The sequence below is a fragment of the Streptosporangium sp. NPDC053982 genome (assembly GCF_055585205.1).
Map to the genome: position 1 here is coordinate 446,305 of NZ_JBVJKQ010000001.1, position 20,501 is coordinate 466,805.

Below are 20,501 nucleotides of genomic sequence, written 5' to 3' on the forward strand. Positions count from 1 at the left end.
CGCGCCGTACGGCCGTGCCCGCGCCGTACGGCCGTGCCCGCGCCGTACGGCCGTGCCCGCGCCGTACGGCCGTGCCCGCGCCGTACGGCCGTGCCGGTGCCGCGGCTACGGCAGTGCGGCGCCCGCCGGGCGGCCGGGTGTCCGCGTCGCGTGCGGCCCGGCCGTCCGGGCTGGCACACTCGATGGGTGATCGGCGCCGCACCGGCGCCGGTGTGGGATGAACAGATCGAGGCATGGATGCGCGTCTACCTGCCCTGCACGCTTCCGGCGCTGGCCCGCGTGCTCGCCGAGGGTGAGCTCGGCCCCGCCCCGCTGACCGGTTACGCGGTCACGCCCGCGCTGGTCGAGTGGTACGCCTCGGGTGACACCGAGGAACTGGAGTACGTCGCCCTGACCGACGCCGCCCGCGCGTCCCTGCGGATGCTGGCCGCCGACCGCGCCGACGGGGTCAAGGCGGCCGCGCGCCGGGTCGTCGTCGCCGCCGAGGTGCCGGACGGCGAGGTGGGCATGGGCGCGGATCTGGAGGAGCGCGCCCGGGTACGGCTCGCCGCCGCGGTCCCCATGGCGCGGATCGCCGCGGTCCACGTGGACGAGGAGGCCGCGGTGGCGGACGTCGAGGCCGCGATCGCCGCGCTGCCCGAGGCCGACCTCGGGGACGAGGACGCGCGGTTCACGGTGGACGGCGCCGAGGCCCACGAGCTGCTGTGGTACGCCACCCAGGAGATGCCCGACCTGGTCGGCTGACGGTGGCTGGCTGATGGCGTACGGCGAGGTCAGGCGGCTTTTCTGGCTTAAAATCCGATATTTGCTTATTTCCCTTTACTTTTCGGTCTAGGGTTGATCCCCGTCTTCAGATCCACATCCGAAGAAGGGGGCACAAAATGAGGATTCGAACGGTCGCGACCGCGCTGGCGGTCGCCGGCGTGACCCTGGTCGCCGCGGCGCCGGCGAACGCGCAGAGTTACTACGACCACAAGGATCCGTACCGCACCGGCTGTGGCAACACGGCCCGGGTGGTGAAGAAGGCCGACATCACGAGCCGGGCCAACGGGACGGTCGGCACGGTCAGGCTCATGTGGTCCAGCCGCTGCAAGACCAACTGGACCGAGATCTCCGTCAGCAGCACGGCCCGGGGGTCGGTCCGTGTCTACACCAACCGGAGCTCGGACACCTTCCGCTTCAAGGCGGGCAACCACGGCCGGCACTGGGGCAACATGCTCCGGGCCCCGGGTGTCTGCGCGTGGGGCGCGGCGAGCATCCAGTGGGGCACGGGCGCCGGCGGCCAGAACGGGGCCGGCGTCACCGCCAAGGCCTGCCGCTGACCATCCCTGGAAAGCGCCGGCCCCCGCGGGGAGCCGGCGCTTTCCAGGTGGGTCGAGCCACGTCGGACGGTGACGGCGTCCATGGCCCGCATGCCCTGTCGGTGCGGCGGCCCGGCCCGGCCATGCCGAGGCGGCACGGTTTCCACCGAACCGGCGGGCGACGCGGAGCGTCAGCGGTCGTCCGCCGCCTGGCCGTACCGTTCGCTGCGGTTACGGGCGAGGCGCTGCTGAATCCGGGCGTACAACAGGCCCATGCAGCCGGAGAGGGCGGCGATGACGATCACGGCCGGAATGCGTCCGACGGGGACGATGCCTGCCACGACGAGCATCGACACCAGGAACGCGGCGAGGCCGAGCGCGGCGTAACCCCTGTTCTGAATGTCCTCCCAACGCCGCATTCTTGGGCTGGCCTGCGGGTCACCGCTGCGGGTCTCGATGAACAGGACGATCAACAGGACGGGGACCACCTGCATCGCACCTTCGTAAAGGGTCATGCTCATTACCTTTTCGGCTCATTCGTCGCCCGCAGGGCGAGGGGAGGGGAGGGGTTCAGGCGGATCCGCACCGTTCCGCCGTGACGGTACGCGCCGTCGTCAGGACCGTTCCGACCGCGGCCACGAGCACGGCGCCGGCGCCACCGGCGGGCTCGGCGCCCCGGTCATCAGTTCGTCCGGATGAGGCGTCTGGTGCTGCGCCGGAAAGCCCACAGGGCCACCAGCGCGGCCAGCACGGTGAGCGGGGTGCCCATGGCCACCCGGGCGATGCCCAGGGCGCCGGTGCTGTCGGCCAGATAGAGCCACTGCTGAATCACGAACCGCGCCCCGAACACCGACGCCGCGGCGAGGGTCGCGACATCGTGCGCCACGCGCACGGGGCGGTCGGACCGCCACGCCCACGTCCCGCCGTGCAAGGCGTTCCAGATGACACCGGTCAGCGGCCGACGGGCCAGCACCGACCCGAACGTGACGACGAACCCGGCCAGCGACGCCCAGATCCCGATCACGAAGAAGTCCCGCGCGGAGCCGGTCCACACGACGATCCCGGCGGCCAGCGCCACCCCGAGCAGGCTCCCGGCCGCGGAGACGAGGCGTTCCCCGCGCGACAGCCGGAAGACGGACAGCGCCAGCCCGGTCGCGACCGCGATGCCGACGGCGACCGGCAGCGGCAGGAACGCGTTCGCCGTCACGAACACGACCACCGGAACCGTCGAGTAGACGAACCCGGCGGTGCCCCCCATCTGGTGCAGCACGGTGGGCTTCGGGGCCTCGACACCGTCGTCAGGGCGGGCAGGCCCACGACTCTGCTCCGGCGTCACGTTCGGTTCTTCGTCGGTACGCATCCGAACGATTAACGGGTATGCCGCCACGGCACACTCAAGCCCGTACGACGCGAGTGTGACCGATCTCATGATCGGATGAGCCGGCCGCCGCGTAGCCCGGGCGGCTTCACCCGGTGAGGGCGCTCCAGCCGATGGGTTGAGTGTGCCGCCACGGCACTCGGCTCGGCGTGGTCCACGCCGAGATGTTCCCCCGAGAACGTACGGGCACTGGTACCGGACGGCGTGACGGACCCCACCCTGGAGGACCCGCCGCGGCGGCCGTACTAGGCTGGAACGGCTATGGCGAAACACATTGTCTGGGACTGGAACGGCACCCTTTTTCACGACATCGACGCCGTGGTGGAGGCGACGAACGCGGTCTTCGAGCCCTACGGTCTGGCCCCCTACGACGTCGAGGGCTTCCGGACGGTGTACTCCCGTCCCATCTGGACGGCCTACGAGCGCATGCTCGGCCGTTCTCTCCTCGACGGCGAGTGGGAGAGGCTCGACGTCGGGTTCCACGACCACTACCACCGGCTGATGCCGGGCTGCGGTCTGGCGGCCGACGCGCTGGCCACCCTGCTGAGCTGGGAGGAGTCGGGTGGCGGGCAGTCGCTGCTGTCCATGTGGGCGCACGACCGGCTGGTGCCCAAGGTGACCGAGCTGGGGATCGCCCGGCACTTCCTGCGGATCGACGGCCTGCTCGCCGGTTCCGGCAGCCGCAAGGCCGAGTCGATGGCGGCGCACCTCGCGGCGCTCGGCACCGATCCCGCCGACGTGCTGGTGATCGGTGACAGCCTCGACGACGCGCACGCGGCGCGGCACGTCGGGGCGCGGGCGGTGCTCTACAGCGGCGGCGTGACCGGCAGGGCGGCCCTGGCCACCTGCGGCGTCCCGGTCGTCGACACCCTCGCCGAGGCCCTCGACCACGCCTGACGCGCACCGGGCCGGACGTTCTCGGCATCGGGTGGAGCGCGGGCCCGGCGGCGGCCGTACCCTTGGCATCCGTACCACCGGCGTCCGTGAACCCCCACCCCGGTGGCATCCGCGCCCCACCCCCGGGAGGCCACGATCAACCGCCTGGTTCTCTGGAACATCGATCTCACACTGGTCGACGTGTCCATCGTGACCCGCGACGCGTACGCAGAGGCGTTCCGGCGGGTCACCGGCCGTCCGCTGGTCAAGCTGACCCAGCACAACGGCCGCCCGGACTCCGAGATCGTCTTCGAGATGCTGGCCCTGAACGGGGTCGTCGCCACCGACGACCACCTGCCTGCGTTCCTCGACGCGCTGGCCGACGCCTTCGCGGCCCGGCGCGGCCTGCTGGCCCGGAACGGCCGGACGATGCCCGGCGCGGCCGAGGCGCTCAGAGCCGTGGCCAGGCTGGAGGGCACCGTCCAGGCGGTGCTCACCGGCACGATCAAGAGCAACGCCGTGCACAAGCTGACCGCCTTCGGCCTGGACCGGCACGTCGACTTCGAGGTCGGCGGCTACGGCGAGGAGGTCTATCCCAAGGCCACCCTGCTCCAGGTCGCCCAGGGCCGGGCCAAGGCCAAGTACGGCACGGCCTTCGACGGCGGCAACACCGTGATGATCGGCGACTCGGCCCGCGACGTCCAGGCGGCCCGGATCGCCGGGGCCGCGATGATCGGCGTCGCCACCGGCCGTTCCCTGCCGGCCGAGCTGCACGAGGCGGGCGCCGACGTGGTGCTGCCCGATCTGGCCAACCCCTCCGAGGTCGTCGCCGCCGTGGCCGGCCTGACCTCCCCGTCCCGCAGGGCGGGCTGAACCGCGCGCGTCCCGCGCCGGCCGATGGCGTCAGGGCCTGGCCGTGACCGGTGCCGCCGTGCCTCGGCATTCCGCCGGGCTCACGGTGAGGCGAGGCCGTCGAGGAAGCGGGCGGCGATCGGGGCGGCCACCGCGGCTCCCTCGCCGCCGCCCTCCACGATCACCGAGAACGCCAGGTCGCCGCGGTAACCGATGAACCAGGAGTGGGTGGGCGGTTCCTTCCCCGAGGTTCCCGAGCCGAACTCCGCGGTCCCGGTCTTGCCCGCCGTACCGGGGGGGAAGGAGACCCCCTTGGCCGTGCCGTCCGTCACCACCGCGGGCATCAGGGTGCGCAGCGCCCGCACCACCGAGGGCTCCAGCTTCCTGGACGGGGCGGCCGGCAGCAGGGAGGCGTCCACGAGGCGGGGCGGGCGCCAGGAGCCGTCGGCGATGGCGGCGGCGACGGTGGCCATGTTCAGCGGGCTGGTCAGGACGCGGCCCTGCCCGATCGCGGCCGAGGCGAGGTCGGTGTCGTCCTTCGGCTTCGGGAACTGCGCCCGTACGGCGGGCACCCCCGGGTCCACCGGCCCTCCGAACCCGAAGCTCGCCGCAACCGAGGCCAGGCGTTCGGCGCCGAGCCGTTCCACGCCCAGCGACCCGAACGTGGTGTTGCAGGAGTGCGCGAACGCGGCCCGCAGCGGCACCGTGCCGAACTCCTCGAAGCCGGCGTTGTGGAAGGCGTAGCCGCCGATGTTCCGCTCGGCGGGGCAGCCCACCGGCTGGTCGGCCGTCATGCCGCCCGCCACCAGCGCCGAGGCCGTGACCACCTTGAAGGTGGAGCCGGGCGGGTAGTGGCCGAGCAGAGCCCGGTTGAACCCGCCCGGCTGGTTGGCCACGGAGAGGACCTCGCCGGTCGAGGGGCGCAGCGCGACGAGCGAGGCCGGCTTGGTCACGCCGTCCATGGCGTCGGCGGCGGCGCGGTGCACCCGCAGGTCGATCGTGGTGGTCAGCTTCCGGCCGGGCCGCGCGCCCGCGGTGGTGAGCGTGGCGACCCGTTCGGCGCCCCGTACCAGGTCCACCCGGCCGCCGGAGGAGCCGGTGAGGCGGGCGGCGTATCTCTCGGAGAGCCCCTCGACGAGCTGCTGCACCGAGCCGGGCGCGGAGGGGGTGTCGATCCTGGCGCCGTCGGCGGCCAGGATCGGCGCCCGCTCGGACCGGGACGGCATGGCTTTGATCCGCAGGCCCCGGCCGAGGCGGGGGTGGATCGCCGCCGGGGTCCACCGCACCCGCCAGGCCCGCTCGTGCTCGACCACCCGCAGCGACCCGTCGTAGGACCAGGGCACCGGGCCGTCCAGCGTCGCCCGGAACCTGACCGTGGAGCCGTCGGAGCCGTCGGAGCCGTCGGAGCCGCCCGAATCGCCGGAGTCGCCGGAGTCGTCTGAGCCGCCGGAGTCGTCGCCCGCGGTTACCCGGAAGGCGGCCTTCGACAGCTTCAGGTCGGACCGGAAGCGGGTGTACCAGCGGTCGAAGTCGTCCGGCGGGTCGACGGTCAGCGCCCGCATCGCCCGGTGGTCCTGGCGGGCCCAGGCGGCGAGGAAGTCCCGGGCGGTGTCCTCGGGCGACCCCGGCGTGCGCAGCAGCCACACGCCCGCGCCCGCCGCGACGGCCAGCGTCACCGCCGCCGCACCGTACCTGTATGTGTTCCTCATGGTTCGTCCCCCTGTCTCGCGGATCGAGGAGACCAGAGGGATCCCGGTGGTGTCCAATATTGATATCTGGAGTCACTCCATAGCGGAACCGATATGGTTGCTGCTCATGGACATCGTCCGCCATCTGCGCTACTTCACCGTCGTCGCCGAGGAGCTCCATTTCGGCAACGCGGCGATCCGGCTCGGCATGGCCCAGCCGCCGCTCAGCCAGCGCATCCGGCGGCTGGAGGAGGAGCTCGGCGTGCGGCTGTTCGACCGCTCCGCCCGCCAGGTGCGGCTGACCGAGCAGGGGCGGCTGCTGCTGCCCGAGGCCCGTGAGATCGTGTCGCGGGTGGAGCGGCTGCGCGAGCTGGCCGGGCGCGGCGAGGGCGCGGTGCTGCGGGTGGGGGTCCTGCCCGACCTGGGGTCGGCGGTGATCGCGGCGCTCATCGCCGGATTCCGGGAACGGGCCCCCGACGTACGGCCGGCGCCCGCGGAGATGTGGAGCGCCGACCAGGTCGCGGCGCTGCTCGACGGCGCCCTCGACGTGGGCGTGGTCCGCCACCCGGTGGCCGTGCCGGGCCTGCGCTTCGGGCCGGTGCTCGTCCAGCGCCCCGGCGTGGTGCTGGCTGAGTCCGACCCGCTGGCGGCGTCGGCGTCGGTGCACCTGGCCGACCTGGCCGGGCGGCGTCTCGTGCTCTACCCTCACGAACCCGGGCTGCATGAGGAGACGCTCACCGAGTGCCGCCGCCACGGGTTCGTCCCGGAGGAGGTCCACGAGGCGCAGACCCTCGGCCTGGTCATGGCGGGCACGGCCGTCGCCTTCGGGCCGCAGGTCACCCTCCCTGGGCTGCGCTGGCGGCCGCTGCTGGGGAGTCCGCTGACCTGGCAGGTCTCCACCGCCTGGCGGGGAGAGCCCGGAGAGGCTGCCGTAGCCTTCGGTGCGGTGGCGGCACGAGTGCTGAGGGAGAACGCCGGGATGACGGACGACGGTGTGGCGCCGGCCCGGCGGGTGCGGGCCCGCCCCGCCTCCGGGTTCCTCGCGTGACCGCCTCCGCCCCGGCCCCGGCGACCGGGCTTCCCCCTCGCAAGGAGATTCGATGACCGGCCTCGGCACCCTCTTCCGCTCCGCCGGGGTGACGGGTTTCCTGCACGCCGTGGACATCGACACCGGCGCCGACGTCGCCCACGGCGCCGACGAGGCCGTGGTCACGGCCTCGGTGTTCAAGGTCGCGCTGCTGGTGGAGTTCTTCCGGCAGGCGGACCGTGGGCTGCTGGACCCGGCCGAGCGGGTCACGGTCATGGCGGACCGCCACACTCCCGGGCCCACCGGGGTGTCGGCGATGTCCGACGACGTGACGATGTCCCTGCGCGACCTGGCCTATCTGATGATGGCGGTGAGCGACAACACCGCCGCCGACACGCTGATGGGCCGGGTCGGGCTGTCGGCGGTCAACACCATGCTCGCGGGTCTGGGGCTGACCGGCACACGGGTCGAGCACGACTGCCGCGAGCTGTTCGCGAGCATCGTCGAGGACGCCGGGCAGGAGGAGATGCCCACCGACCCCTCGGTGCTGGCGCGGCTCCGGGTGCTCGACCCCGCGCGCACCAACCGCAGCACCCCGCGCGAGACGACGCGGCTGCTCGGCATGATCTGGCGCGACGAGGCGGCCTCGCCCGGGTCGTGCGCCGCGATGCGCAGGCTGCTCGGCCTGCAGGTGTGGCCGCACCGCCTCTCGGCCGGCTTCCCCTACGACGACGTCGCGGTCAGCGGCAAGACCGGGACGCTGCCCACGATCCGCAACGAGGCCGGCGTGGTGGAGTACCCCGACGGCGGGCGCTACGCCGTCGCCGTCTTCACCCGCTCGTACGGCACGGCGTACAACCAGCCCCGCGCCGACGCGGTGATCGGCTCCGCGGCGCGGGCCGCCGTGGAGTGGCTGCGCGACTGAGCCACGTGTCCGGCCCACACCCCGCACCCGGCCGGTGTGTGCGTCCCGGGGATGACATTCGGGCGGGCCGCCGACAGGATGGGGACCATGGTTGAGGAAGGTGCGCTGCTCTGGGAACCCGCCCCGGAGGTCGTGAGGGACGCCAAGGTGACCCGCTACATGGAGTGGCTCGGACGGCCGGGCGACTACGACTCCCTGTGGCGCTGGTCGGTGGACGACCCGGCCGGGTTCTGGACGTCGGTCTGGGACCACTTCGGGGTGGTCGGCGAGCGCGGTGACGGGCCCGTGTTGTCCGGGACGATGCCCGGCGCGGAGTGGTTCGCCGGCTCGACGCTGAACTACGCGGCCAACGCGCTGCGCCGGGCCGCGTCCGACCCGGACCGCCTCGCGGTGGTGTCGCGCGGCGAGACCGGTGAACGCCGGGCCCTCACGCTGGGGGAGCTGGCCGGAGAGGTCGCGCGGGTCCGCGCGGGCCTGGCGGCGCTGGGCGTCGGCAGGGGCGACCGGGTGGCCGCCTACGCGCCGAACGTGCCGGAGACGCTGGTCGCCTTCCTCGCCACGGCCTCGCTCGGGGCCGTCTGGTCGTCGTGCTCCCCGGACTTCGGCGCCTCCAGTGTGATCGACCGCTTCACCCAGATCGAGCCGAAGGTGCTCATCGCGGTGGACGGCTACCACTACAACGGCAGGCGGTTCGACCGCTCCCAGGTCGTGCGGGACATCGCGGCCGAGCTGCCGACCCTGGCCGCCCGGGTGCGCATCCCCTCCCCGGGAGAGTCCGCCGGGGCGGCGGCCCCAGAGGACGCCGGGGACGGCGGGCGGGTGATCGACTGGGCGGAGCTGCGGGCCGCCGAGGGGCCGCTCGACTTCGAGCCGGTGCCGTTCGGCCACCCGCTGTGGATCGTCTACTCCTCCGGCACGACGGGCCTGCCCAAGCCGATCGTGCACGGCCACGGCGGCATCGTGCTGGAGCACCTCAAGTCGCTCTCCTTCCACCAGGACCTGGGTGAGGACGACGTCTTCTTCTGGTACACCACCACCGGCTGGATGATGTGGAACTACCTCGTCGGCGGCCTGCTGGTCGGCGCGACGGTGGTGCTCTACGACGGGTCGGCCGCCCACCCGGGCACCGACGCGCTGTGGCGGCTGGCCGCCGAGGAGGGGGTCACGTACTTCGGCGTCGGCGCGCCGTACATCGTGACGTCGATGAAGGACGGGGTGCGGCCGGAGGGGCTGGAGGCGCTGCGCGGCGTGGGCTCCACCGGCTCGCCGCTGCCGCCGGAGGGGTTCGCCTGGATCGCGGAGAGGCTGCCGCGGGTGCAGCTCGGCTCGTTCTCCGGCGGCACCGACGTCTGCACCGGCTTCGTCGGCGCGGTCCCGCTGCTGCCGGTCCGCGCGGGCGTCATCCCGTGCCGCTGCCTGGGCGCGAAGGTGGAGGCGTTCGACCCGTCGGGGCGGTCGGTGGTCGGCGAGGTCGGCGAGCTGGTGCTGACCGCGCCGATGCCCTCGATGCCGGTCATGTTCTGGAACGACCCGGACGGCGCCCGCTACCGGGAGAGCTACTTCGCCGACTACCCCGGCGTCTGGCGGCACGGCGACTGGATCAAGATCCTGCCGGACGGCGGCTGCGTGATCTACGGCCGCTCCGACTCCACCCTCAACCGGGGCGGGGTGCGGATGGGCACCAGCGAGTTCTACCGGGTGGTGGAGCGCTTCACCGAGATCGCCGACAGCCTGGTGATCGACACCGGTCAGCTCGGCCAGGACGGCAGGCTGCTGTTGTACGTCACCATGGCCGAGGGGGCCGGGCTCTCCGACGACCTGCTGGGCCGGCTGCGTACGGCGCTGCGCGAGGAGCTGTCGCCCCGGCACGTGCCGAACGAGATCATCGAGGTCCCGGGCATCCCGCGCACGCTCAGCGGCAAGAAGCTGGAGGTTCCGGTGCGCAAGATCCTCCTCGGCGTCCCACCGGAGAAGGCCGCCAACCTCGACGCCATGGCCAACCCTGAGGTGCTGTCGCACTTCACGCCGAACCAGGAGTGACCCAGATCACTAAACTGCAGTTGACTAAACTCTAGTTTAGTAGAATCGGCACATGCCGGTTGCCAAGCCTGAACGAATCTTCGATCGCGACAGCGACTGGAACGCGCTGGTCTCGTTCGTCGAGTACGCCGAGCCGGAGCCGACCCTGGGAGTGATCAGTGGTCGGCGACGGCAGGGCAAGACCTACCTGCTCACCGCGTTGGCCGAGAGCATGGGCGGCTTCTACTTCCAGGCGGACGAGTCGACCGAGACCGAAGCGCTGCGCATGTTCGGCGCGGCACTCGCCCGCTTCACGAACGCTCCCACGCCGATCATGTTCTCCGGCTGGGACGACGCCCTGACGCACTTCTTCTCCCTGGCGGCGGACCGGCCCATCCCGCTGATCATCGACGAGTTCCCGCTCCTGATGAAGGCGAGCCCCGCACTGCCTTCGATCGTGCAGCGTCACCTCGACACGTACTGGCACGTCAGCCGTGAACGGTGCTTCGCCCGTGTCCTGCTCTGTGGGTCGGCGATGTCGGTGATGGGCGGTCTGCTCTCCGGGCAGGCCCCGCTCCGGGGGCGTGCCGGACTCGAACTGGTCGTCAAGCCGTTGCGCTACCGGTCCGCCGCCGCGTTCTGGGGAGCGGACGACCCGACGCTCGCCGCCCTTCTCCATGCCGTCGTCGGCGGCACGCCCGCCTACCGGCGCCAGTTCGTCCGCAACGACGCCCCCGATGGACCGGGCGACTTCGACGACTGGGTGCGTCGCACGGTTCTCAACCCCCAGACGCCGCTGTTCCGCGAGGCGCGGTATCTCCTCGCGGAGGAGATGGGAGCGCGGGACTCGGGCCTCTACCACTCGGTTCTCGGTGCCATCGCCGCTGAAAACTCCACCAATGGTGGGATAGCCGCTTATGTGGGACGCAAGTCCGCGGAGATCGCTCACCCGCTCAACGTGCTTGAGGACTGTCAGCTGATCGTGAAGGATCACGACGCCCTCAAGAGCGGTAAGCCCGTCTATCGGATAGCGGAACCCCTCATCACCTTCTACCAGGCGGTGATGAGGCCGCAGTGGGCCGCTCTCGAACTCGGGGAGGCCGAGCGGGTGTGGCGGGGTTCGCGGCCGAGGTTCCTGTCCCAGGTCGTCGGCCCCGATTTCGAACAGACATGCCGCGACTGGGCGATTCTGGCTGATGACGCCTTCGACGAGCCACCCGGAGAGGTGGGCTCCACTCTCGTCGTCGACCACGCGAAGCGGGAGAACAACAAGATCCAACTTGATGTGGTGGCGGTGTCGCCTTCGTTGCTCGGCGAGAAGCGGCGGGTCCTGTCGATCGGTGAGGTGAAGTGGGACAGGGTGATGGGGCTCGGGCACCTGGAGAGGCTGCGTCGCGCCCGTGAGGTGCTCGCGGCACAGGGGCACAGGGTGGAGGAGGCGAAACTGGCCTGCTACAGCGGGGCGGGGTTCGACGCCGATCTCACCGCCGCCGCCCGCCGGGACGACCGCGTCCTCCTGGTGGACCTTCCCGCGCTGTACGGCTGACGCCGGGCGCGCTGATCGGCTCACTCGTTCGATCGGCGCCCGGAAGCGGCCCCGATCACTGAAGTACGGTTCGCTGAACCGTACTTCAGTGTCCTGCTTCCCGAGGGAAGTCATCGAGGGCCGTCCTCCCGGACCATGAACGAGATCGGGAGGTCCATGTCTCCCTCGCCGGAGGAACGCGTGGCGAGGTGACGTCCGAGGCGGTCAGCCGCTCTCCGTCGTACGGCTGACGCCGAAGAGCGGCAGGCAGGGCTCCAGTCCGTGGATCTCGACGTCGTCCCGGGCGGTCCAGGCGTCGCGGGCCAGCCGCAGCCGGAGGAGCTCGGCGGGCTCACCCCTGCGGCTGCGGATCTCCACGCCGTCGGGGGCGTAGCCGAGCCTGCGGGAGACCCCGAGCGAGGCGTGGTTGTCGGCGAACGCGCCCGAGACGGCGTGGCGGGCACCGAGACCCGCGAAGGCCAGGTGCAGTACGGCGGCGCGCATCTCGGTGCCGATGCCCCGCCCCTGGAACCGGCGGCCGATCCACGAACCGGTCTCGGCCTGCCGGGTGACGGCGAAGTCGGAGGCCCAGACCTCCTGGGTGCCGGCGACCTCCCCGTCCACGACGGTGACGAAGGCGCAGGCCCACTTCTCCGGGGACCAGTCGCCCCACTGCCGGAAGTGGTAGGAGACGCTCCTCCGCGCCCGCTCGGCGGGCTCGGCGTCGGTCCACGGGAACAGGAACGGCATGGCGTCGGGGTCGTGGACGCCTTCGGCGGCGAGGTCGGCCAGGGCGTCGAGGTCGTCGAGGGACGGGAGTCGCAGCTCCAGGCGAGGGGTGGTCACCCGCAGTCCGAAAACAGGCCAGTTGCGCATCTCCCGATGGTGTCAACCCGGGCGGACGGCGCTCCACCCGTTTTCGGCGGACCTCCGGTGATGCGCGAACCCCGCGAAGACGCCCTCCAGGGGCTCTACCATGGGGGGAGGGCGGGGTTTCCCCTCGCCGCCCGGATCGCACGAGGCGCCCCCGGTATCCGGCCGGACCGTTCCGGCGGCCCGCCGGAGCATCGACGCCACGTTGACGTTTCCTGGCTTTTCGGGTGATATGCAGGGCGGCGGCATATTCCGGTCAACGGGGACCGGGACAGCGGCCGCTGGAGGTGTTGTGCCGCGGGCCACGCCCGGTGGGCGGAGTTTCGGTGAGCGGGGGGCGCGGTGTCGCCGCCTCATCCAGGCCACCCTGTGCGATGCTGGCCTCACCGCCCGCATCCGGCGGGGACCGTCCCTCCCGCACCACGGGACCGCCGGTCCCGCGCAGGCGACGGCGGCTTCCGCGCCGACGGCGGCGGGGAGCCGCGGGGCCCACGACGCACCCTGCCACGGCGACCGGCGGCGACCGGTCATCCGCCGCGACGGTCACGCCGGTCCTTTCGCCCGTTCCGCCGCGGGGACACCGCGCCGCACTCCGCCTCCGCTCCCGTCCGCGCCGGGCGCGGGCCGTCCGGGGGCGAGGTGCCACGGTGTGGGCCGTGCGGGCGCGGGCCGTACGGCGGGAGACCCGCCGCCGGGAGATCCGCGGCTTCCGTATTACTTCCTCCGCCCCTGGGAACTACGGATTAAGCCGTAGATCCCTCCAACTATGAAAAATCCCTCACAAAGGAGTGAGAGCGACATGCCGCTCAACGAGGCCAAGGACGAGCTACTCAGGGGTGCCGCCGAGATGTGCGCGCACACGCCGGGTAGCGAGCACGTGGGCACCGAGGAGGCCCTCGCCTATCTGCGGCTGTACTACCGGCATGTCGCCCCCGAGGACCTGCTGAGCCGCGACCCGGTCGACGTCTACGGCCCGGCCATGGCCCAGCGGCAGCTCGCCGAGCGGCGCCCCCAGGGCCGCGCCCTGGTGCGGGCCTACAACCCCACGCTGGAGGAGCACGGCTGGGACCCCGGATACTCGGTCATCGAGGTGGTCACCGATGACATGCCCTTCCTGGTCGACTCGGTGACGATGGAGCTCGACCGCCACGAGATCGGCGTCCACCTGGTCGTCCACCCCCAGATGCGGGTGCGCAGGGACATGACCGGCAGGCTGCTCGGCCGCGGCGAGGACGACACGACGGGACAGATGCTCGTCGAGTCCTGGATGCACTTCGAGGTCGACCGCCAGGCCGACGCCGCGACCCTCAGGGTGATCGAGGAGGACCTGGAGCGGATCCTGTCCGACGTGCGCTTCGCCGTCGAGGACTTCGTCAAGATGCGGGCCCTGGCCGTACAGACCGCCGAGGACGTCTCGCTCAACCCGCCGCCGCTGGAGCCGGCCGAGGCCGAGGACAGCCTGGAACTGATGCGCTGGCTGGCCGACGGCCACTTCACGTTCCTCGGCTACCGCGAGTACCGCCTGAAGGAGGGCGAGGACGGCGACAGCCTGCGCCAGGTTCCCGGCACCGGCCTCGGCATCCTGCGCCACGACAAGGCGGGCTCGGAGAGCTTCGCCGCCCTCAGCCCCGAGCTGCGCGCGAAGGCCCGCGACCGGCAGCAGCTGATGATCATCACCAAGGCCAACACCCGCGCCACCGTGCACCGCCCGGCCTACCTCGACTACGTCGGCGTCAAGATGTTCGACGCCGCCGGGGAGGTCGTCGGCGAACGGCGCTTCCTCGGCCTGTTCACCCACGTGGCCTACAGCGAGTCGATCTCCCGCATCCCGGTGCTCCGCCGCAAGCTGGCCGAAGTCCTGGACCTGGCGGGGTTCGCCGCCGACAGCCACGACGGCAAGGACCTCATCGAGATCCTGGAGACCTTCCCCCGCGACGAGCTCTTCCAGACCTCGGTGGAGCAGCTGCTGCCCATCGCGCTCGGCGTGCTCAGGCTCCGCGAGCGCAAGCAGGTCAGGCTCTTCCTGCGCCCCGACGACTACGGCCGCTACATCTCCTGCCTGATCTACCTGCCGCGCGACCGCTACACCACCAAGATCCGCGTCAAGCTGCAGAACCTCCTGCTCAAGGCGATCGGCGGCACCTCGCTCGACTACAGCGCCATGATCGGCGAATCGGCCCTGGCCCGGCTGCACGTGGTGGTGCGCGGCGAGCGCGGCCGGCCGCTGAGCGCCGACGCGGTGAACGTCGAGGAGCTGGAGGCCAAGCTGGCCGCGGCCACCCGCTCCTGGGACGACGACCTCGCCTCCGCGATCGTCGAGCTGAGCTCCGAGGAGGAGGCCCCCGCCCTCGTGCGCCGCTACGCCACGGCGTTCCCCGAGGGGTACAAGGCCGACTTCCCGCCGCGGATGGCCGTCGCCGACCTGCGCCGCCTGGAGGAGCTCGCGGAGTCGTCCGACGAGCTCGGGATGAACCTCTACGAGCCCTACGACGCGGCCGAGGGCGAGCGCCGGTTCAAGATCTACCGGATCGGCGCTCCCGTCTCCCTGTCGCAGGTGCTGCCGCTGCTGCAGCGGATGGGCGTCGAGGTGGTCGACGAGCGGCCGTACGAGATCGACCGCGACAACGACCCCGACACCAAGGACGCCTGGATCTACGACTTCGGCCTGCGCTACACCCCCTCGCAGGAGGTGGACCGCGACGAGTTCAAGCGGCTGTTCCAGGACGCGTTCGAGGCGCTGTGGCACGGCCGGGTGGAGAGCGACGGCTTCAACGCGCTGGTCCTGGCCGCCGGCCTGACCTGGCGGCAGGCCGAGATCCTGCGGGTCTACGCCAAGTACCTCCGCCAGGCCGGCACGACCTTCAGCCAGCACTACATCGAGCAGGTCCTGCTCGGCAACGTCCGCGTGGCCCGGCTGCTGGTCCGCTACTTCGAGGCCAGGCTCGACCCCCGCCGCGCCGAGGACGTCCGCGCCGAGCTGCAGGACGCGCTGCACGAGGAGATCCTCGGCGCCCTGGAGGACGTCGCCTCCCTGGACGAGGACCGCATCCTGCGCGCCTACCTGGAGATGATCGGCGCAACCCTGCGGACCAACTGCTTCCAGACCGTGGACGGCGAGCGCAAGCCGTACATCAGTCTCAAGCTGGACTCGCCGTCGATCAGCGTGCTGCCGCTGCCCCGGCCGAGGTTCGAGGTGTTCGTCTACTCGCCGCGGGTGGAGGGCGTGCACCTGCGCTTCGGCAAGGTCGCGCGCGGCGGCCTGCGCTGGTCGGACCGGATGGAGGACTTCCGCACCGAGGTGCTGGGCCTGGTCAAGGCGCAGATGGTGAAGAACACCGTCATCGTCCCCACCGGTTCCAAGGGCGGCTTCGTCGTGAAGAACCCGCCGAGGTCGGGCAACCGGGAGGAGGTCCTGGCCGAGGGCGTCGCCTGCTACCGGATGTTCATCTCCGGCCTGCTGGACATCACCGACAACCTCGTCGACGGCCGGGTCGTCCCGCCCGCCGACGTGGTCCGGCACGACGAGGACGACACCTACCTGGTGGTCGCCGCCGACAAGGGCACCGCGACGTTCTCCGACATCGCCAACGAGGTCGCCAAGGACTACGGCTTCTGGCTGGGCGACGCCTTCGCCTCCGGAGGCTCGGTCGGCTACGACCACAAGGCCATGGGCATCACCGCCCGGGGCGCCTGGGAGTCGGTCAAGTACCACTTCCGCACCATCGGCGTGGACGTGCAGAGCACCGACTTCACCGTGGCCGGCATCGGCGACATGTCCGGCGACGTGTTCGGCAACGGCATGCTGCTGTCCCAGCACATCCGGCTGGTCGCCGCCTTCGACCACCGGCACGTCTTCGTCGACCCCGACCCGGACGCGGCCCGCGGCTACGCCGAGCGCGCCCGGCTGTTCGCGCTGCCCCGCAGCTCCTGGGCCGACTACGACACCTCGCTCATCTCCAAGGGTGGCGGCGTCTGGCCCCGTACGGCCAAGTCGATCCCGGTCTCCCCGCAGATGCGCGCCGCGCTCGGCCTGGCCGACGAGGTGACCTCGCTGGCGCCCAACGACCTGATCAGCGCCATCCTGCGGGCCCCGGTGGACCTGCTGTGGAACGGCGGGATCGGCACCTACGTCAAGGCGTCGAGCGAGTCCCACGCCGACGTCGGCGACAAGGCCAGCGACGCGCTGCGGGTCGACGCCGCCGAGCTGCGCTGCAAGGTGGTCGGAGAGGGCGGCAACCTCGGCTTCACCCAGCTCGCCCGGATCGAGTTCGCGCTCAACGGCGGGCTGGTCAACACCGACTTCATCGACAACTCCGCCGGCGTGGACACCTCCGACCACGAGGTGAACATCAAGATCCTGCTGGACCGCGCGGTCCGCGACGGCGAGCTGACCGACAGACAGCGCGACCAGATCTTCCTCGACATGACCGACGAGGTCGCCGACCTGGTCCTGCGGGACAACTACGACCAGAACGTGGTGCTGGCCGCCGCCCGCGCCCAGGCGCCGGAGATGCTGCACATCCACGCGCGCCAGCTCCGCAGGCTGGAGCGGGCCGGGCTGCTCAACCGGGAGCTGGAGTTCCTGCCCTCGGACAAGACGATCGCCGAGCGGCGCCAGGCCGGGCTCGGGCTCAGCGCGCCGGAGTTCTCGGTGCTGCTGTCCTACACCAAGCTGGTGACGGACGCCGAGATCCTCGCCTCCGACCTGCCCGACGACCCCTACCTGGCCTCCTGGCTGGTGTCCTACTTCCCGTCGGCGCTGCGCGAGCGGATGCGCCCCCACATGGACGCCCACCCGCTGCGCCGGGAGATCATCACCACCTGCGTGGTGAACGACATGATCAACTCCAGTGGGACCACCTTCATGTTCCGGCTGGGGGAGGAGAGCGGCGCGTCCGCCCCCGACATCACCCGCGCCTACCTCGTCACCCGCGAGGTGTTCGACCTGCCCAGCTTCTGGCGGCAGGTCGAGGAGCTGGACAACAAGGTGGACACCGCCACGCAGATCGCCATGGAGCTGGAGGCGCGCAAGCTGGCCGAGCGCGGCACCCGCTGGCTGCTCGGCAACCGCCGGGCGCCGCTCGACCTGGCCTCCACGGCCGACTTCTTCGCCAAGGGCATGAACGGCCTGCTGCCGCACCTGCCCAAGCTGCTGACCGGCTCGGACCTGGCGGCGTTCGAGGAGCGCCGCGACTCCTTCGTCGCCCGGGGCGTCCCCGGGGAGCTGGCCGAGCGGGTCGCGTCGATGGTCCCGGCCTACTCGACGTTCGACCTGGTGGAGGTCGCCTCACAGCTCGGCTGCCCGGTCGGCGAGGTGGCCGAGGTCTACTTCGACCTGGCCGACCGACTCCAGCTGGCCGGGCTGCGCGAGCGCGTCATCGCGCTGCCGCGGGACAACCGGTGGAACTCCATGGCACGGGCCGCGCTGCGCGACGACCTCTACGCCGCGCACGCCTCCCTCACCCGCGACGTCCTGGCCCACAGCTCGCCGGGCCTGTCGCCGGAGGAGCGCCTGGCCCGCTGGACCGAGGCGAACGCGGCGGCGGTGGCCCGTGCCCGGCAGACCCTGTCGGAGATCTGGGAGAGCGACAACTTCGACCTGGCGACGCTGTCGGTGGCGCTGCGCGCGATCCGCGCGCTGGTGGCCACGGTCAACCTGCCGGTCCGCGAGGCGTGACCCCGTAGGGGCCCCGGTGACCGGCCGGTCACCGGGGCCCCTCGGCGGGTCATGTGGGGGCCGGGCAGGTCAGGCGGGTCAGGTGCCGAAGACCTTGGTGACGGAGCCGAGATAGGCGATGATCCGCGCCGGGGCGTGGGCGTTGCGGCGCGGGACGACGCTGACGTAGGGCTGCGTCTCCGCGATCCGCAGCTCCTTGACCACCGTTTTCGGGCCGGAGTACAGCGGCTCCAGGTGCTCCGGCACCCTGATCATCGCGCAGGGCGGGACCTTGTTCGTCAGGGTGTCGGTCCTGATCAGCGCGTACATGACCATGGCCCCGCCGTCGGCTGTGCGCAGGGCGCGCACCGGGTAGCCGCTCGCGCCGAAGATCGAGTCGTAGCCCTGGCAGTCGTCCTTCTTGTACTTCGCCCGCTCGGCCGCGATCTCCTCGGCGTAGCCGGTGGTGCGCCGGCCCTTCTCGACCAGTCCGGCCGCGATCCCCCGGGTGCCCTGCTCCGCCGCGGTCGCGTGCAGCGGCGGCATCAGCCGCGGGCTGATCTCCACCGACCGGTCGTCCTGGTCGAGCGCGGTGGCGTAGCCCTCGGCGTCCTCGGCGATCTCCGGGACCCGCTCGCCCGGCTCCAGCAGCGCGGTGGAGCTCACGCACCACCTGTCGTCGCGCTCGGTCAGGGTCAGCACGGCGGTGCGGGAGCCGCCCGCGGAGTCCTCGTTGCTCACCACCGCGGCGAACCAGTAGGGCGCCCGCTGGACGCGGGGGACCAGCAGCCGCGGCCGGCCCCAGGTGCGGTGGGGCGGCGCGTCCCGGGAGACCTTGAAAGCGGCGAAGGTGATGTCGTACTGCGCGTCGCAGGTCTGGGCCAGCGCGTTCCTGCGGTCGGCGCTCAGGTGCGGCGTGGCGCCGTTCAGCACGCCCTCGACGGCCAGGACGCCCTCCAGGGCCTCGTCCGCCTCCGCGAGCGTGACCGGCGGAGCGGCCAGGGCCGCGGGGGTGGAGGTCGAGCCGGGCGGCATCCCGCCCTTGAGCGGCGTCTGGTCGCCGGGGCCCGAGCAGGCCGCGGCGCAGGTCACCAGCGCGAGGGCGAGCGCGAGCGGCCCGCGTCTCCGATGTGCTCGCACTGCCGGCCTCCTCGTGGTCCCCTCGCGCGCCCATGCTAGCCACCGGCGGGACGCGAGCCGTACCCAACGGGGTTCGGCGGTCGCGTACCCTTTACAGACGTGGCAGTCATCGATCCGGCCGAAGAGATCAACGAGCTTACCGGCACGCTCGCCAGCATCCAGGACGTCCTCGACCTCGGCGTGATGCGCAAGCAGATCGAGGAGCTCGGGGAGCAGGCAGCCGCGCCCGACCTGTGGAACGACCAGGAGCGGGCCCAGCAGGTCACCAGCAGGCTCTCCTACCTCCAGGGCGAGGTCAACAGGATCGAGTCGCTGGGGCGCCGCCTGGAGGACCTGGGGGTCCTGTACGAGCTCGCCGCCGCCGAGGACGACGAGGAGACCCGCGTCGAGGCCGACCGCGAGCTGGAGTCGCTCAGGAGCGACGTCGGAGCCCTGGAGGTGCGCACCCTCCTGTCGGGCGAGTACGACGCCCGCGAGGCCGTCGTCACGATCAACTCCCAGGCCGGCGGCGTCGACGCCGCCGACTGGGCGCAGATGCTCCTGCGGATGTACCTCCGCTGGGCCGAGCGCAAGGGCTACCCGACGGAGGTCTACGAGACCTCCTACGCCGAGGAGGCCGGTATCAAGTCGGCCACCTTCACCGTCAAGGCCCCCTACGCCTACGGCACGCTCCGCGGCGAGCACGGCACCCACCGCCTGGTGCGGATCAGCCCGTTCGACAACCAGGGCCGCCGCCAGACCTCCTTCGCCGGCGTGGACGTGGTGCCGGTCGTCGAGACGACCGACCACATCGACATCAACGAGGACGACCTGCGCGTCGACGTCTACCGCTCCTCGGGGCCCGGCGGCCAGGGCGTCAACACCACCGACTCGGCGGTCCGCCTGACCCACCTGCCCACCGGGATCGTCGTCTCCTGCCAGAACGAGCGTTCGCAGCTGCAGAACAAGGCCACCGCCATGGCGGTCCTGCAGTCGAAGCTCCTGGAGCGCAAGCGGCAGGAGGAGGCCGCGGCGCTGAGTGAGATCCGGGGTGAGGCCACCACGTCGTGGGGCACCCAGATCCGCAACTACGTGCTGCACCCCTACCAGATCGTCAAGGACCTCCGTACGGGCTCGGAGGCCGGCAATCCGGCCGCGGTGCTCGACGGCGACCTCGACCAGTTCATCGAGGCGGAGATCCGCTGGACGCGCCGCCAGGAGGCGGGCGCCGAGTGACGGCCGGGTGACGCCGGGCGTCGGGC

15 protein-coding genes are annotated in these 20,501 nt (G+C 71.9%); 10 read left to right on the forward strand and 5 right to left on the reverse strand.

What is annotated here, in order from left to right; all coding sequences use genetic code 11:
- Positions 1–237: 237 nt before the first annotated feature.
- Positions 238–744, forward strand: a complete 507-nt coding sequence (locus tag ACZ6W9_RS01985; RefSeq protein ID WP_470116610.1) for a DUF6912 family protein — start codon at positions 238–240, stop codon at positions 742–744.
- A gap of 137 nt (positions 745–881) precedes the next feature.
- Positions 882–1,322: a DUF2690 domain-containing protein gene (locus ACZ6W9_RS01990; RefSeq protein WP_389958871.1), complete on the forward strand. Its 441-nt coding sequence runs from the start codon at positions 882–884 to the stop codon at positions 1,320–1,322.
- Positions 1,323–1,492: 170 nt separating this feature from the next.
- Here the strand turns inward: ACZ6W9_RS01990 and ACZ6W9_RS01995 are convergent, their stop codons facing one another.
- Both ACZ6W9_RS01995 and ACZ6W9_RS02000 read right to left on the reverse strand, forming a co-directional pair.
- Positions 1,493–1,816, reverse strand: a complete 324-nt coding sequence (locus ACZ6W9_RS01995; RefSeq protein WP_389958874.1) for a hypothetical protein — start codon at positions 1,814–1,816, stop codon at positions 1,493–1,495.
- A gap of 167 nt (positions 1,817–1,983) precedes the next feature.
- On the reverse strand, positions 1,984–2,661 hold the full coding sequence (locus ACZ6W9_RS02000; RefSeq protein ID WP_470116564.1) for a DUF3159 domain-containing protein: 678 nt from the start codon (positions 2,659–2,661) through the stop codon (positions 1,984–1,986).
- A 279-nt stretch (positions 2,662–2,940) separates the two neighbouring features.
- On the opposite strand from ACZ6W9_RS02000, the gene ACZ6W9_RS02005 reads away from it, so the two are divergent.
- Together ACZ6W9_RS02005 and ACZ6W9_RS02010 are read left to right on the forward strand one after the other, a co-directional pair.
- On the forward strand, positions 2,941–3,576 hold the full coding sequence (locus ACZ6W9_RS02005; RefSeq protein WP_389958880.1) for an HAD family hydrolase: 636 nt from the start codon (positions 2,941–2,943) through the stop codon (positions 3,574–3,576).
- 102 nt (positions 3,577–3,678) lie between these two features.
- The gene (locus ACZ6W9_RS02010; RefSeq protein ID WP_362929209.1) at positions 3,679–4,428 is read left to right on the forward strand and encodes an HAD family hydrolase; all 750 of its coding nucleotides are present in this window, start codon (positions 3,679–3,681) and stop codon (positions 4,426–4,428) included.
- An 80-nt stretch (positions 4,429–4,508) separates the two neighbouring features.
- On the opposite strand, the gene ACZ6W9_RS02015 is transcribed toward ACZ6W9_RS02010, so the two are convergent.
- Positions 4,509–6,116 carry a penicillin-binding transpeptidase domain-containing protein gene (locus ACZ6W9_RS02015; RefSeq protein ID WP_470116565.1) on the reverse strand — a complete coding sequence of 536 codons (1,608 nt, stop codon included), beginning with the start codon at positions 6,114–6,116 and terminating at the stop codon, positions 4,509–4,511.
- Positions 6,117–6,222: 106 nt separating this feature from the next.
- Here ACZ6W9_RS02015 and ACZ6W9_RS02020 point away from each other — a divergent pair, with 106 nt between their 5' ends.
- From ACZ6W9_RS02020 to ACZ6W9_RS02035, 4 genes are all read left to right on the forward strand, one after another.
- Positions 6,223–7,143, forward strand: coding sequence for a LysR family transcriptional regulator (locus ACZ6W9_RS02020; protein WP_362929213.1), 921 nt, complete (start codon positions 6,223–6,225; stop codon positions 7,141–7,143).
- A 52-nt stretch (positions 7,144–7,195) separates the two neighbouring features.
- Positions 7,196–8,047, forward strand: a complete 852-nt coding sequence (locus tag ACZ6W9_RS02025; protein WP_389958886.1) for a serine hydrolase — start codon at positions 7,196–7,198, stop codon at positions 8,045–8,047.
- 87 nt (positions 8,048–8,134) lie between these two features.
- Positions 8,135–10,087 carry an acetoacetate--CoA ligase gene (locus ACZ6W9_RS02030; RefSeq protein WP_389958889.1) on the forward strand — a complete coding sequence of 651 codons (1,953 nt, stop codon included), beginning with the start codon at positions 8,135–8,137 and terminating at the stop codon, positions 10,085–10,087.
- 52 nt (positions 10,088–10,139) lie between these two features.
- Positions 10,140–11,612, forward strand: a complete 1,473-nt coding sequence (locus tag ACZ6W9_RS02035; protein ID WP_389958891.1) for an AAA family ATPase — start codon at positions 10,140–10,142, stop codon at positions 11,610–11,612.
- A gap of 204 nt (positions 11,613–11,816) precedes the next feature.
- Here the strand turns inward: ACZ6W9_RS02035 and ACZ6W9_RS02040 are convergent, their stop codons facing one another.
- A complete protein-coding gene (locus tag ACZ6W9_RS02040) occupies positions 11,817–12,467 on the reverse strand; it encodes a GNAT family N-acetyltransferase (protein WP_389958894.1) in 651 nt (216 codons plus the stop codon).
- A 796-nt stretch (positions 12,468–13,263) separates the two neighbouring features.
- Here ACZ6W9_RS02040 and ACZ6W9_RS02045 point away from each other — a divergent pair.
- Positions 13,264–18,141, forward strand: a complete 4,878-nt coding sequence (locus ACZ6W9_RS02045; protein WP_470116566.1) for an NAD-glutamate dehydrogenase — start codon at positions 13,264–13,266, stop codon at positions 18,139–18,141.
- Between the two features lie 78 nt (positions 18,142–18,219).
- On the opposite strand, the gene ACZ6W9_RS02050 is transcribed toward ACZ6W9_RS02045, so the two are convergent.
- On the reverse strand, positions 18,220–19,260 hold the full coding sequence (locus ACZ6W9_RS02050; protein ID WP_389958899.1) for a DUF8094 domain-containing protein: 1,041 nt from the start codon (positions 19,258–19,260) through the stop codon (positions 18,220–18,222).
- Between the two features lie 99 nt (positions 19,261–19,359).
- Here ACZ6W9_RS02050 and prfB point away from each other — a divergent pair, with 99 nt between their 5' ends.
- Positions 19,360–20,475 carry a peptide chain release factor 2 gene (gene prfB, locus ACZ6W9_RS02055; protein WP_389958902.1) on the forward strand — a complete coding sequence of 372 codons (1,116 nt, stop codon included), beginning with the start codon at positions 19,360–19,362 and terminating at the stop codon, positions 20,473–20,475.
- The last annotated feature ends 26 nt before the right edge of the window (positions 20,476–20,501 follow it).

Coding starts and splice junctions, on each gene's coding strand:
- ACZ6W9_RS01995 (WP_389958874.1), bottom strand. CDS start 1,816: ATGACCCTTTACGAAGGTGCGATGCAGGTGGTCCCCGTCCTGTTGATC.
- ACZ6W9_RS02040 (WP_389958894.1), bottom strand. CDS start 12,467: ATGCGCAACTGGCCTGTTTTCGGACTGCGGGTGACCACCCCTCGCCTG.
- ACZ6W9_RS01990 (WP_389958871.1), top strand. CDS start 882: ATGAGGATTCGAACGGTCGCGACCGCGCTGGCGGTCGCCGGCGTGACC.
- ACZ6W9_RS02005 (WP_389958880.1), top strand. CDS start 2,941: ATGGCGAAACACATTGTCTGGGACTGGAACGGCACCCTTTTTCACGAC.
- ACZ6W9_RS02025 (WP_389958886.1), top strand. CDS start 7,196: ATGACCGGCCTCGGCACCCTCTTCCGCTCCGCCGGGGTGACGGGTTTC.
- ACZ6W9_RS02000 (WP_470116564.1), bottom strand. CDS start 2,661: ATGCGTACCGACGAAGAACCGAACGTGACGCCGGAGCAGAGTCGTGGG.
- ACZ6W9_RS02035 (WP_389958891.1), top strand. CDS start 10,140: ATGCCGGTTGCCAAGCCTGAACGAATCTTCGATCGCGACAGCGACTGG.
- ACZ6W9_RS01985 (WP_470116610.1), top strand. CDS start 238: ATGCGCGTCTACCTGCCCTGCACGCTTCCGGCGCTGGCCCGCGTGCTC.
- ACZ6W9_RS02045 (WP_470116566.1), top strand. CDS start 13,264: ATGCCGCTCAACGAGGCCAAGGACGAGCTACTCAGGGGTGCCGCCGAG.
- ACZ6W9_RS02020 (WP_362929213.1), top strand. CDS start 6,223: ATGGACATCGTCCGCCATCTGCGCTACTTCACCGTCGTCGCCGAGGAG.
- ACZ6W9_RS02030 (WP_389958889.1), top strand. CDS start 8,135: ATGGTTGAGGAAGGTGCGCTGCTCTGGGAACCCGCCCCGGAGGTCGTG.
- ACZ6W9_RS02015 (WP_470116565.1), bottom strand. CDS start 6,116: ATGAGGAACACATACAGGTACGGTGCGGCGGCGGTGACGCTGGCCGTC.